Genomic DNA, 13955 nt, shown 5'->3' on the forward strand with positions numbered 1-13955 from the left:
TCGTAATAAAACGTATCCAACAAAAAATGGTTCCTATCATCCTTGATGAGCAGAACCATTTTTTGTTGATCTTGACTAGTTATATCCCAGTCTCAAGTCTTTTCGTGTTATCTGCTCTTATTATTAAAATGGTGGATTCCTCTATTGTTTTCTAATTGGTCCTCAATCACTCCGCTTTGATAACTTTCATTCAATTGATTTTGTACTGCTTGAACGCCCTCGTTATCTTCAAATAATTGATGTTTCTTGTTTTTATTTTTTTTACTCATTGCTAACACCTCCTTATTTTTTAGTATGTACAAAACATTGTAACAGCCTAACAATATTTACTTCCAAATACTGGTGTAGTGTTTCCGCTTCAAGTTTGTATATAATTCCCTCATCCTTATCTGAAATCAAATAAAGCAGCTTGTAACCAATCACGGAAGTTCCTTTTTTACTTTTAACATCAATAGCATTCCTTCTAACTAAAAAAGATGTCAACTAAAGGGCTGCTAGTTGACATCTTCTATGTACATTCTAAATCCTTGAGTTAGGGATCCTTGGATGCTCTGGGCTATTGTGCATCTAGACGCTGACATGCCTGACGTGCCAAGACTAGAAAGAAGCCTGCTCGTCTCTTCATGACACTCTCTTTCAACGTAACCATCCTTTTTCATTCACTTTCGCTATAGCCTCAATGCGGTTATCCACCTCTAATTTATCCAAGATAATTGAAATATAATTTCGAACGGTACCATTGGATAAGAACAATTCTTTAGCAATCGCCTTGGTTGTTTTTCCTTCTGTTAATAATTGCAATACCTCTATTTCCCGATTGGTCAAGGGATTTTCTTCTGCAAAAGCAAGGTCAATCAATTCTGAAGAATAGATGCGCTTTCCTTTCATAATTTGACGGATAGAGTGGACCAATTCCTCACTTGGACTATCCTTCAACAAGTAACCCTCGACTTCTGCATTTCTAGCCCGTTCGAAATAACCAGGTCTTGCAAAGGTAGTCAGAATAATAATTTTACAAGGATCATTCCTTAAATACTCTGCAGCATCCAGACCAGTCATAACTGGCATCTCAATATCCATCAAGCAAATGTCCGGGCTTTCCTGTTTGACTAATGCCAACAACTCTTCTCCGTTACCTGCTTTACCTACCACTGCCATATCTGCTTCTAAATCCAAGAGTGCACCTAATGCCCCTAACAATAACTGTTGATCCTCTGCTATTACAATCCGAATCAAATTTAAACCTCCTCCATCTGCCTTAGAACCTTTGGTATCGTCACATCTACTTTAAAACCCTCAGAATGTGCAGTTACAGCTAATTTCCCATTAATAAAGGAAAGACGTTCCCTCATCCCCTGAAGGCCATTTCCAAAGTCAGGAACACTATTCTTCCCGACCCCATTATCCTCTACCTGCATCCTAACCTCCTTTTTTGTTTCTGAAAACACAATAGAACAGTGATTTGCTTGGCTATGCTTTACAACATTTGTTACCGCTTCCTTCAAACACATACTTAATACACTTTCCATTAAGGATGGTAAAGAAGATTGATCTACTTTCATGACCATTTTATGCTTAATTTGCGCGGTGTCCATTAACTGTTCGACATGGGCAAGCTCTTCTGTCAAGCGAACAGTTTTCATATCCGATACCATTTCCCGTACCTCTTTTAATGCATGTCTGGCTGTATTTTGCACATCCTGCAACTCTTTCCTCGCTTTCACCGGATCTTTTTCCAATAACTTTGCAACGAGTTCACTTTTCAGGCCAATCATTGATAGCTTCTGACCCAATGTATCATGTAGATCACGTGCTATCCGGTGCCGTTCTTCTACAATAGCAAGTTCAGCAATTTTGCGATTGGCATCTTCCAATTGTTCTTCTAATTCTTCCTGTTTCAAGCGGTTATAACGATTGATTGGTATCAGAATAACCCCTAACACAGTTGTAATCAAAAACGGCAGTTGATTCAAAAACAAAGAATAATTAAAAAAGAATCCTGCCGTAATTCCCCCTACAATCATCACCATGTGGATCACATACATCGTAATAAATCCTGCTTTACCACGAATATTACCAACAAAAAACGCAGTAAATAAAGCAAAATAAACGTATCCGTATAGAATCGTCATTATGATATTAATAATAAATTCTATACTTAACCCTATATACATAAGCGGTTCATGGGAGTTGAACGTAAACCAGTAAATCGCAAAGAAAAGTAACGTCAGCGACACACCAGCACTAATTTCCCAAAGTGACGTAGAACGGAAAATAAAGTAAAACGGCAACACACAAAAAATAACCCAAATATATAAGCTTAATCCTGTATTTCTCGGAAAAATATGATACCATTGCCGCACGATTTGGCCTCCTATGTTCCTGCTTATTGCTATTGTACCAAATAAATCGCTTATTATATAAAGAAACCCCCTAAAACCATGTAGGGGGGATTACAACATTTAAGATCGAGTTGGAGTTGACTTCGTTGTCGTTATCCTTCGATTTTTTATTTGATTTAAACGATGCTTCATTGCCCGAAAGCTAATAAATGTCTTTTGCTCTTCATCATAGAGACGAAACTTGATTGATTCCAAACTTGTTTTTAACGTAATCGTTGTTGCCTTCTGTAATGGCGGTGTTTCACGATGCGCTTGCTCCAAATTGTAATTCGGAACTTTTGGCGCTAAGTGATGCACATGATGATAACCAATATTCCCTGTCATCCACTCTAACCATTTTGGCAGCTTATAATAGGAACTTCCATCTACTGCTGCCTTCACATAATCCCATTCTGACTCATTCTCAAAATAAGAATCTTCAAATTGATGCTGGACATAGAATAACCAAATTCCTAATAAACCAGCGATATAAGCAATCGGCAGCTGTACGAATACAAGCGCCTGCCAGCCAAGCAAAAAACCGATCAGACAATAGGCTACAATCAATGCGACATTGATAATATAGGTGTTCTTTCGTTCTTTTTTTCTCGCATCTTTACGATTGATCCGATTACTATATAAAAACAAGGAGAAAGGTCCTAAACCAAATAAAATGATTGGATTGCGATATAAACGGTATTGCAATCTTTCCCATTTCGTGGCCTGTGCATATTCCTCAACAGTCATAATCCAGATATCACCGGTGCCTCGTTGATCTAGATTTCCACTTGTTGCATGATGAATCGCATGTTCTCTTTTCCACTTTTCAAAAGGAAAATGGGTAATCACCCCGGTAATGGTTCCAAGCAGTCTATTTAATTTTGGATTTTTGAAGAAAGATTGATGCGCGCAATCATGAAAAATAATAAATGTTCGGACCATGAAGCCTGCCGCGACAATGCTGCATAATATGCTTAACCAAATGGAAATAGCTAAACTTTGGTAAGCTAAGAACCATAAAATGAAAAATGGAGGAATCGTATTTAATAGTTGAACAATACTCGTTTTCGTTTTTGATTTTGCAAATGGCATCACGTCTTTTCTAAGTTGTGCTTGCTTTTGTTTGCTCATTTATATCCCCGCCCTTTAAAAACTTACTATGATTTCAGTATAAAGAAACGGCCAGTGAAATGTTAGATGCAGTTGTCAGTAATTTGATATGACATTTGTCATATTTCCAGGGTGAGCTCTCCTGCTCTCATGGTAATAGACTGGCAGTGAAATAATAACCAAGCAGGACAACTAAACTGAGATAAACTAAGTTACCTGCATAAATTATCTAAAATAATCCATCCATTTAATTGAGAATTATTCTTATTTGTTGCATAGTAGATAGTAACGATAAATATTAATAAGTAAGGAGCATATATAATGCAGATATATTGGACTAAAATAAATCAAATTATTGAAGAAACGCCGGAGGTTAAAACGTACCTGCTCGATTGTCCGGAAAACTATACATGGGAAGAAGGTTCTCACATCCACCTCGCACTGGAAGGGTTTAATGCCGGGGATAAACCCAATCGCAGCCTGATTCGGCATATGTCGATCTCCACGTTGCCGCATGAAAATTTAATCGGCATCACAACACGCATCAAAGAGCAGTGCTCTGAGTTTAAAACCATTTTAAGAAATCTTGAAGTCGGCAATGAAGTTGCGATATTTAAAACGCATACGAATGTACCGCTTAAAAGAGAAGATAAAAATGTTTACCTGCTATCATCAGGTGTAGGCCTGGCAACTTTCAGACCGCTTGTACTTGATTATTTCGAACGTGCTGATAATGTCAATCAAATTCATTCCTTGAACATCGATTCATCAAAAGATTTTTTATTCCCTAATATTTTTGAATCTGCACCTGACAAAAAATTCACATCACAGTTCGTTGATAACCGCAAAGATTATTATGAAGAAGTGAAAAATCTTGCTGCAGACAAGGATGGAATCTTCTATGTTGTCGGCAGTGACGAATTTCTTATGCAAAACATTGAAGTACTGCGTGACCAGGGCATCAAGCCAGAACAGATTATGCTCGATAAACACGAACAACAACTGTCTAAGTTTTTATCATATGACATGTCTATTTAAGTAGGATAAAATATTTCCTTATTAAATACAAACCATTAATGGCGCTTTTAATGATTAACTTTTAATATAGATAACCTTGATAATAAAAAGGGGCCTCCCTAACATACAAAAAGGGCTGATAAACTCGAATAGAATCTATCAGCCCTTTTTGTAAGCTTATATTTTGGCTGGAATCACACATTGGATAAGGTAATGAACTAACAAATTATACAATTTTAAAATTCTTATATAGAATTTCGTATTTAAAAAAAGAGCAATTATGAAATTGGCTTCAGCAAGCGGGAACCAATTATTTTCTCTATGTTTTCTCTCCCCGAAGAATCTGATGTCCGCGCATTTTCTATGAACTTTTTATGGAGAGCAGCAGCAGCCGTATTAATTAGTCCTGTACATGATTGTCACCTGTTTCATTTACCAGCTGGAGTTCTTCAGCCTGAAAGTCGAGCGCAGTTAATTGAAGAACCTGCTCAAAATCTTCTGTGCTATCCAGTCATTCGGCGTGAATCAGGTAATACTTCTTCTGGGGATGTGCAAGACATATAGTGTCAGAAGAGCTTAGCGACCGGTTTGCTAAAATCTGTTCCTTCTTTATTTTTACTATATACTCTATGAAAGCTGTTTATTTAGTTCTACAACCATTGCTCCCATTTTTGGTTTCATCGGCTGAAATACTTTTTTGACGCCATGCTTCTCCAATTCAGCTGCAGTGACCTTACCTATTGCTGCCGCTAAAACCCCTTGATTAAAGGCTTCCGTCAATTCATCCCTGTCATCCTTCATAAATAGGTTTCGCACTTGTGTTTTACTGGTAAAAACAACAACATCTACATTTTGAGATATAATTGTTTCTTTGAGTGTCGATAAAATCTGTTGATCGGGTTCTTTATAAGAATATGGCTTAGATAGATAAACATCATACCCAAGTTGTTCCAGACTCCTTTTTAAATACACGTCATCCTCATTATATGTCTGCAAATAAATGTGTTTTTCCTCACCTTGTTTTGCAGGAGGTAATGATTCAAGCAAACTCTCCATTGTTCCATCTGCGGAAAGAATGCTTGGTGTTAGTTGATGCTGTTTCATCCACTTTGTCGTTTTGCTGCCGCGAATTGCGAGTGTGGAGCTTTTTAGCTTATCTATGAAGCTAGTATGGATATGGAGTTTCTGCGCAGATTGCTCTAACGTTTCTGCTCCTATTCCAGTAGTTAATATTACCAAGTCAAACGGATTTTCAACCAGCTTTATTACATCATGCTGACAATTCGAATCATTAAGCTGATATTCTCCTTGAATTGGTAATTGAATTGTTTTTCCGCCATGTTTATTGATCAGCGCATCAATTGCTTTTGCCTGACGAGATGCAGCAACAGCTATTTTCTTTCCATTAAGTCCGCTCATATATTTCTCCTTCTTCTATGATTTCTTGTACTCTTTCATTTATTATATTATAAATATTCCGGTGATTCAGCAAATACTCGAAAAACAATAACTTCCTGTTCAATTTTTAAAGTGAGTAAACTGCAGGAAATAGATTATTGTAGTCTGGCAGACCAACAGAAACAGCGCTTATCATTTTTAGTTAAGCATTCAAAAGCTGACGTACAGTCGTATCTTCCGTTTCCTTCATAGATTCCTCACTTCAATCATAGCTGTGATTTTTATAGTGAAAGGGTTTATTTATATGTAATATTTTATAAAAAACCAGCTGGTTATATAAAATCTAAAATAACCAACTGGTTTTTACTCTCGTCCCTTCTCTATCAACCTGTATTCATTAACCCTGCAGCTACTCCATTGATTGTCAGCAACACTTCTGTCACTAAGTCCTCAGGAGGATTTTCTGTTTCTCTTAATTTATGGATGAGATCCACTTGCAGGAAATTGAGCGGATCGACGTATGGGTTACGAAGGTGAACAGATTCTTGTATATTCGGCGTGTTGCTAAGCAGCTCTTTATTCATAGAAATTTGCAATAACGCCTCTTTTGTCCGTTCATATTCATCCATGATGTCTTCATATATCTGCTTAGCCATTGCAGAATCTTCAACTAACTCCAAATACTCCTCAGCAGTTTTCATATCGGCTTTCATCAGAGCCATTTGTAAATTATTGATAATCGACTGGAAGAAAGGCCATTTTTTATACATCGTTTGTAAGATTTCCAAATGACTATCGTCTTCCTCGATAAAAGATTGCAAGCCTGAGCCCGCCGCATACCAAGCTGGTAACATATATCTGGATTGTGTCCATGCAAATACCCAAGGAATAGCCCGCAAATCTTCAAATTGCTGGCTGTTCTTCCTGCTCATCGGCCGCGATCCAATATTTAGGGCACCTAATTCATTCAATGGAGTGGCCTGATGGAAAAATGTTAGAAAATCTGGATTACCAAACACAAGCGATTGATATTTTTTCAAAGATTTTTCTGAAATAGATTCCATTGCTTGTTCCCATTCTTTCTGACGCAATTCCATTTGATCAGGAGTATTTGAAACCTGAGCACATCTTGTAAATAAGACAGAAGCCGCTTGTTCCAAATTTCGATAAGCAATATCTTCGAGTAAGTATCTGGAAGAAAGCACTTCTCCCTGCTCCGTGATTTTCACTCCATCGCCTAACGTTTCCGCTGGTTGTGAGAGAATACTGGTGCTTAACGAACCGCCCCCACGACCCAGTGATCCACCACGACCATGGAAAAACTTCAGATGAATATGGTATTGCTTTGCCATATTATGGATTTCCTCCTGAGCTTTAAACAATCTCCAATTTGCACTTAAGGTACCGCCGTCTTTGCTTCCATCCGAATAACCCAGCATAATTTCCTGATGTTCTCCGCGTGCTTCTAGTTGTTTACGATATATTTCCGTTTCAAATAATGTCTTCATAATATTCGGTCCTGCAATCAAATCATTGATGGTCTCCAGTAGAGGAGCGACATCAAGGTCACTTTCCACTGTTCCATCTGGATACAGCCGATAAATTCCGGTTTCTTTAGCGAGTACCAGAACTTCTAAAAGATCGCTCGGTGATTCTGCCATACTGATTAAGTAGACTTCAATAGCACGTTTGCCAAATTCCTCATGCGCTTTTTTAATCGTTCTAAAAACATTCAAAATCTTTTGCGTCTCTTCAGAATAGCCGCCATCAAAAAGCAACAGAGGTCTTGGGTCCTTCAGTACCTCGCATAATAAATTCTGTTTATCTTCTTCGGAAAGAGCGGTATAGTCATCTGTAAGACGAGCTGATGTTAAAATCTCATGGATAGCTGTTTCATGCTCCCCACTATGATTTCGTATATCCAGTGTCGCTAAATGGAAACCGAATAGCTCAACTTGTCGAATAACCTTTCGAATGGCTTTCAGTTTTTTAGTTTTAGGCAAATGTGCCTCGGCACGGTCCTTGATTTCTTTAAGGTCGTTAACCAGCTCTTCAGCATCGCCATAACCATAAGAAGTTTTTCCGGTTTCACGCAGGCGTTTTAGGATAATGGCAAATTTTCGACGATAGATTTCGGACTTGCCATGCCATTTTTCTTTCTCTTCTAAATAAACATTTTCCTCGTTTTCCACTTTGTCAATAAATTGCTGATTGATGGATATGCGCTCGCTTGATTGACTAAACCGTCTCATCAATTCGACGATAGACGCATCATATTTCTTCAAAATCAATTCCCGTTGCATTTCCAATGTCTTCCACGTAATCTCTGGCGTTACATTCGGGTTACCATCCCGGTCTCCCCCAATCCATGATCCGAAGTGGATAAAATTCGGTACGTGCCAGTCTTTACCTGGAATTTGATCTTGTAATTGGTTTTCCAACTCTTGAAAAATATCAGGCAACGTTTCAAATAACGTTTGGTCAAAATAATAGAGACCATTTTTCACTTCATCCAGTACTTCCGGTTTTCTTTGCCGAAGTTCATTGGTATGCCATAAAGCAGTAACCTCGTTAAATAGACTTTCTTCCACATCCGCCTTCTCGCTTTCAGTAGCCAGCGGACTGTCCAGTTTTCTTAAATGAGCCGAAATTCGTTTCTGTATTTCCAATACCGTTCGCTTTGTTGCTTCGGTTGGGTGTGCCGTCATGATCAGTTCGATAGATAATTCATGGAGAACTCCTTCAATCACTTCATTATTAATATTGTCCTCTTTTACTTTAGTGACTGCCCTTTCAATAGAAAAAGGCTGACTACCTTGCTCTTCCAGTAAGTACTGACGTTTGCGTCTAATCCGGTGATTTTGCTCTGCCATATTAATTAAATGAAAATAAATAGAAAAAGCACGAATCACTTGCTGGCGTAATGGCGGTTCTAAGTTACTAATTTCCTCTTTTAAGGCATGATATGTATCGTTATCATATGTTTTACGGATACTTTTAGCCATTTCACGAATTGATTCAACCTTATCAAATAATTCTTTGCCCCCATGCAGCTGCAAAACTTCCCCTAGTATATTTCCAAGCATGTTGACATCATTACGCAATAAGGCGTTTTTATCAGTTGTTTCTATCACACTACTTCCTCCCTTTTTCACTTAACACAGGTCCATCATATCATTTTTTGTAAAACGATAATAAATCTTATCTCCTTTATTTCCCTCTTCATAAGAATATGAAACATGATTAGGGTAAACCTTGAAGATCCTAAATGGTCCTGAATCGCTTTCTACTCACATTAAATTCGATTTACATTCAAAAAATATATAAATATTATAAATGCAATAAGGACGAGAATTACTATCTGCAATAAAATGTTTGATAAATAATTGCAGATAGTTGTAATTTTTCTTTTTTTTTGCATATTCAAGAATTTCATCTATTATTGGACGAATGTCAAAATCATTTGTGTTCTTCAAATGCTTTCCATCTTGCTCTTTATCCAACTGTATATGAAATTCATAAACCTCCAAAATCCTTTGTGATGAATTATTTCATAAATAGCCTAAAATCATCTACAAAACGAACAGGATACTTTTTTTATTTCACAAAAGAAATCTATATACGCATAAATTATACATCGGAACAGAACAAACGTTCCGCTCCCGTGAAAAACGCACTTTTATAAGCAATAGTTCCCTTATATTATATAACAAATTTAGTTTAATAAGATCATAGTATTGGTTTTGAACCTTTATTAGTAATATATTTCCGAAAGATATTCTAATATATTAGCAGATATTTGTTCCTTCTATACTTCTATCGCCAATGTTTACAGTTGTCTGATCCATTATAGGTGGTTGCACCATATATAAGTGCCCTTTATATATTCTTCATCATGTTAGCTACATCCATCTAACATCCATAAAGTTTGACTATTTCATCTAACTTTTGCTATATTCGATTATATAATCAAACTTCTCTGGACTTTGAATAAGGAAGGTGTTGTTTATACATGTTAAAGGAAGTTTCCGTTTTCATTATGGATGTAAGTAATTCGTCAAAAGAAGATATCGGAAATGAATTAAGTGAATATCTGCAGCAATTAGCAATAGATATTGGGAAGTGGACACAGCATACCGTTGTTGCAAAGGTTAGTCACCGTGCTGGTGATGAATTGGCTGTCGTATGCAGCGGCTATGCATCGGCATATACACTTGCTTTCTATATAAGCCGTATTTGGAAGTTCATCGATCATAAACCTTATTTCGGTCTATCATTTGGTGATATTCAAGCGGATTTAAGTACAATCAACATAGAAACTTGGATTCACCCATTGATGAAACAAGCAAGAAATGCTAATGATTATCTAAAAAAACAACAAAACCGAATACAGTTTCGCTTTGCAATACCTCGTTTATCAGGCAATGAAGGTTTTACCGCTTTTAGCAGGCAGTTTGAAACCTTATTAAATACGAGTTTGACTCTAAAGCAAGAACAAATGAACGAACAAACTGGAATACAATCTCTCGTCTGTTCTTTGTATTTTATGCTCGGTCAGCAGAATAAAGTAAGCCAATATCTTGAAAGAACAACAGCTACAATATCCCATCATATAAAACAGGGTAAAACGCATGTTATCTTAAATACTTTTTATGATATCGTTAAAGTGCTGGATTCATTAGACGCGCAAAATAAATATCGCCTAATAGATCAGTTGCAAACAAACATTCGGCAACATGTAATAAGACATCTGAACGATTATTTTCCAAAAGAAAGGAGATTGTAAATGACTGTACTACCGCTCCTTCTCGCGCATTTAATCGCTGACTTCTGGCTGCAGACAGATCAAATGGTGAAAAACAAAAGAAAATATTTGAAAAAACATATCTTTCATCATTTGCTTACAACAGGGATCGCACTTGCTGCTATATTGGGGTATCAACAAGCTTTTAAAAATATAACCTACCATTTTATTATGCCTTTAGCTTTTATTATAGTTACGCACATTTTGATTGATTTATTAAAGATAAAATTAATAGACTCCATTTCAAAAAGCCCAACCGATGATATGAAAAGACTCGGATTCTTTTTATTAGATCAACTATTACATATCATTATGATACTCGTAACCTGTACTCTATTCTTTCAAATGAAAGTCGTAGAAATGCCGTCAAATTTTCTAGGTTGGGGCGGGGCAAATAGTTTAAGTCCGTTCAACACGGCCATATTTATTGTCGTTATTTATATTTTAGCAACAAGCGTTAGCGGTCATATCGTAAAGTTTATCGTTGGTTCCTTGCCATCAGAACTAGCAAACTTTGAAGGTAAACTCACTTTGAAAAACCAAATGAGCAATGGAATGGAAAATAATAAACCTAAAGCAGATACCAGTTTTATGGAGGAATATCATTATTTCACATATTCTTCCCCGCTTCGTTCCCGCGGAAAACTCATCGGCTACATTGAACGGTTGCTTGTTATTATCTTAACTGTGATTGGCTCCTACCCGTCTATTGCTTTTATTATTGCTGCCAAGTCTATTGCAAGGTTTAAACAGTTAGATGATAGAAACTGGGCGGAATATTTCTTATTAGGTACATTATCTTCCGTTTTTTTAGGAGTAGTTCTCGGTCTTATTGCGCAATGGGTCCTTATGTAAAACAAGAAATCAATAACAGAAACGGGGCCCTGTGTTCCTATAGCCTTGTGACAGGCTAAATAAATAGATTGTTTCTAGCATTAAATTATGGTAGATTTAAAACAATTGGTCAGTAATTTTGAGAAGGTAAGTGAGATATCCAATCCTTTAGTTATTTACCTTAATAAAAGAAAGAGCCTATGCTTCAATTGGATGGTGCAGAGGAGAAGCAGGAGTATCTATTACAGTTCTACCGCTCTTCATTCACTGTATTCGACGAGCTGGAAAAGGAATGACTGGAGAATGGCAAGAATGAAAAAAAGCGTACCTCTACTACCGAATTTGCTGTCTAGAATTAGAACCATTTTGTTATCAACAATTACAATCATCCCCTGTCAAATGTTCCGATAAATTTTTTAGCCATGAAAACTTCAATAAGCCCATCGCGGAATCAGCTTTAACTTCACAAGATAGTGTAGAAGGATTTTATTGTGAGAAAAATCTCTATTCTGATTGCAAATTAATTAGGTAGTTATGCGAAATTCGCTTCCTGCTTTCTAATTACGGTTGAAATTACTTTAGGAAAGTTGAATGTATGACTCATATTCTGTTCTTTTATTTATTGTTTAAAAACAACGCCTGCTATGCTCCTTTGTGAAATTAGTCACGAATACCGCTTTATGCTTCTAGCAAAAAAATGTTGGATATCTCTTTTTTAGTTTCATAGGATTCAATATACGGTGCTACTACCGTTATATCGGAATAACGCCCTTCCTTATTCACATAATTGGGAATTTAAGGCATCACCTTGTTTTCTTAAAATTATGTCGATTCTGCATGGGCGATTTTTGCAGACATCTTTCTGCTTCACCTTTTTTATCCGATCCTGAGCCTAGCACGATCGGCTCCAATTTACTAGATTTTATTATTCATTTAACAAACAAGGAGGAATTTTATTAGAAATGGAAAACTTTACAATTTGGTCATTAATGATAGATATTAGCATTATTTCGGGATTACTTATTGTCGGAACGATTTTACGGGCAAAAGTGAAATGGATTCAATCTTTATTCTTACCAGCAAGTATGATTGCTGGATTTCTCGGGCTTGCTTTTGGTCCAAGCGGGTTAGGGCTCTTACCTTTTTCCGAACAATTTAGCAGCTATCCTACTTTATTAATCGCGGTTATTTTTGGAGCGATTCCAATCGGCGCTGCTAAAGTACAGTTATCAGAGGTATTTCATCGTGTTCGCGATATGTTCTCTTACTCTCTTATCCTGACCTTATCCATGTGGGGAGCAGGCGTCCTATTTGCTTTACTTCTTTTAAATCCTATATTCAAAGACCTGCCTAGTGGATTTGGACTTATTTTAGGAGCAGGTTTTCTAGGAGGTCATGGCACCGCAGCTGCTATCGGGGAAGGTTTGGCGCATGCAGGCTGGGAAGAGGCAATGGATTTGGGCATGACTTCTGCAACAGTAGGGATTCTAGTCGCCGTTTTAGGCGGTTTATTTCTTATTAAACGAAGTACAGAAAAGGGAGAAACAAAATTTATTACAAGCTTTAAAGATCTTCCTACCGAACTAAAATCTGGACTAATGCCAAAATCTAAACGTTCTTCTATGGGAGAAGAAACCGTATCGTCTAATTCGATTGATCCGCTTGTACTGCATTTAGCTGTTATTGCCTTTATCATTGGCATATCCTATTGGCTGACAAATATCTTGACTGAATTAATACCTGCTGTTTCCATTCCGCTATTCAGTGTTGCGTTCATATTAGGTTTAGCCTTTCAAGGAATCAGCCGCAAACTAAAAGCAGATAAATACATTGATGGCCGCGTGATGGGACGTATCGGCGGAACAGCTACCGATTACCTTGTCGCTTTTGGTATTGCTTCGATTAATATTACGGTGGTTATGGATTACGCATTACCGCTGATTTTGTTATTTGCCTTTGGGACACTGTGGGCTTATATCCTATTCCGTTTTGTCGGTCCAAATATATTTAGAGATTTCTGGATGGAAAAATCTATTTTTGGCTGGGGATGGAGTACCGGTACCGTTGCCATGGGACTTGCGCTTTTACGAATTGTTGACCCTGAGCTGAAAAGTCGGACACCAGAAGACTATGCACTGGGCTATGTAGGGGTTGCACCTGTTGATATCGTTATTGTCACCTTTGCACCGATTCTTTTCGCTCTTGGGTTCACATGGATGATTCCAATAGTACTCTTGCTTGGCACCGTAGCTGTTATTATTATTTACAAAAAAGCAGGCTGGTGGGGACAAGGCAAGAAAGAAAACACACCGAGCTAGTACGCTTGGTGTGTTTTTTATGTTCTATATTATAAATTCCTCTTTAATGGCAGAAACAATATTGTCAGATTATACCACTGCTATTCTCTCTCA

Annotated in this window: 11 protein-coding genes; 5 read left to right on the forward strand and 6 right to left on the reverse strand. The window is 37.2% G+C overall.

Annotated elements, in window-relative coordinates:
* Positions 1–107: 107 nt before the first annotated feature.
* The 4 genes from KI343_RS06315 to desA form a co-directional block, all read right to left on the reverse strand.
* Positions 108–269, reverse strand: a complete 162-nt coding sequence (locus KI343_RS06315) for a hypothetical protein (RefSeq protein ID WP_212925589.1) — start codon at positions 267–269, stop codon at positions 108–110.
* 367 nt (positions 270–636) lie between these two features.
* A complete protein-coding gene (locus KI343_RS06320) occupies positions 637–1236 on the reverse strand; it encodes a response regulator transcription factor (protein WP_212925590.1) in 600 nt (199 codons plus the stop codon).
* Between the two features lie 2 nt (positions 1237–1238).
* Positions 1239–2363 carry a sensor histidine kinase gene (locus KI343_RS06325; RefSeq protein WP_212925591.1) on the reverse strand — a complete coding sequence of 375 codons (1125 nt, stop codon included), beginning with the start codon at positions 2361–2363 and terminating at the stop codon, positions 1239–1241.
* Positions 2364–2462: 99 nt separating this feature from the next.
* Positions 2463–3512, reverse strand: a complete 1050-nt coding sequence (desA, locus tag KI343_RS06330) for a Delta(5) desaturase DesA (protein WP_212925592.1) — start codon at positions 3510–3512, stop codon at positions 2463–2465.
* Between the two features lie 300 nt (positions 3513–3812).
* Here desA and KI343_RS06335 point away from each other — a divergent pair, with 300 nt between their 5' ends.
* Positions 3813–4529, forward strand: a complete 717-nt coding sequence (locus KI343_RS06335) for a dihydropteridine reductase (RefSeq protein ID WP_212925593.1) — start codon at positions 3813–3815, stop codon at positions 4527–4529.
* Between the two features lie 342 nt (positions 4530–4871).
* Positions 4872–5072 (forward strand): hypothetical protein, encoded by a 201-nt coding sequence (locus KI343_RS06340; RefSeq protein WP_212925594.1) that lies wholly within the window; start codon positions 4872–4874, stop codon positions 5070–5072.
* 63 nt (positions 5073–5135) lie between these two features.
* Here the strand turns inward: KI343_RS06340 and KI343_RS06345 are convergent, their stop codons facing one another.
* Positions 5136–5927, reverse strand: coding sequence for a uroporphyrinogen-III synthase (locus tag KI343_RS06345; protein WP_212925595.1), 792 nt, complete (start codon positions 5925–5927; stop codon positions 5136–5138).
* Positions 5928–6289: 362 nt separating this feature from the next.
* A complete protein-coding gene (ppc, locus tag KI343_RS06350) occupies positions 6290–9040 on the reverse strand; it encodes a phosphoenolpyruvate carboxylase (RefSeq protein WP_212925596.1) in 2751 nt (916 codons plus the stop codon).
* Between the two features lie 878 nt (positions 9041–9918).
* On the opposite strand from ppc, the gene KI343_RS06355 reads away from it, so the two are divergent.
* The 3 genes from KI343_RS06355 to KI343_RS06365 all read left to right on the forward strand — a co-directional run bounded on the left by KI343_RS06355 (position 9919) and on the right by KI343_RS06365 (position 13862).
* Positions 9919–10692, forward strand: coding sequence for a hypothetical protein (locus tag KI343_RS06355; protein WP_212925597.1), 774 nt, complete (start codon positions 9919–9921; stop codon positions 10690–10692).
* Positions 10693–11565: a DUF3307 domain-containing protein gene (locus KI343_RS06360; protein ID WP_212925598.1), complete on the forward strand. Its 873-nt coding sequence runs from the start codon at positions 10693–10695 to the stop codon at positions 11563–11565.
* Between the two features lie 941 nt (positions 11566–12506).
* Positions 12507–13862, forward strand: coding sequence for a sodium/glutamate symporter (locus tag KI343_RS06365; protein ID WP_212925599.1), 1356 nt, complete (start codon positions 12507–12509; stop codon positions 13860–13862).
* Positions 13863–13955 lie beyond the last annotated feature (93 nt).

Source organism: Oceanobacillus sp. J11TS1, from assembly GCF_018333215.1.
GTDB lineage: Bacteria > Bacillota > Bacilli > Bacillales > Amphibacillaceae > Oceanobacillus.

Coding starts and splice junctions, on each gene's coding strand:
- KI343_RS06315 (WP_212925589.1), bottom strand. CDS start 269: ATGAGTAAAAAAAATAAAAACAAGAAACATCAATTATTTGAAGATAAC.
- desA (WP_212925592.1), bottom strand. CDS start 3,512: ATGAGCAAACAAAAGCAAGCACAACTTAGAAAAGACGTGATGCCATTT.
- KI343_RS06335 (WP_212925593.1), top strand. CDS start 3,813: ATGCAGATATATTGGACTAAAATAAATCAAATTATTGAAGAAACGCCG.
- KI343_RS06340 (WP_212925594.1), top strand. CDS start 4,872: ATGAACTTTTTATGGAGAGCAGCAGCAGCCGTATTAATTAGTCCTGTA.
- KI343_RS06345 (WP_212925595.1), bottom strand. CDS start 5,927: ATGAGCGGACTTAATGGAAAGAAAATAGCTGTTGCTGCATCTCGTCAG.
- KI343_RS06355 (WP_212925597.1), top strand. CDS start 9,919: ATGTTAAAGGAAGTTTCCGTTTTCATTATGGATGTAAGTAATTCGTCA.
- KI343_RS06360 (WP_212925598.1), top strand. CDS start 10,693: ATGACTGTACTACCGCTCCTTCTCGCGCATTTAATCGCTGACTTCTGG.
- KI343_RS06365 (WP_212925599.1), top strand. CDS start 12,507: ATGGAAAACTTTACAATTTGGTCATTAATGATAGATATTAGCATTATT.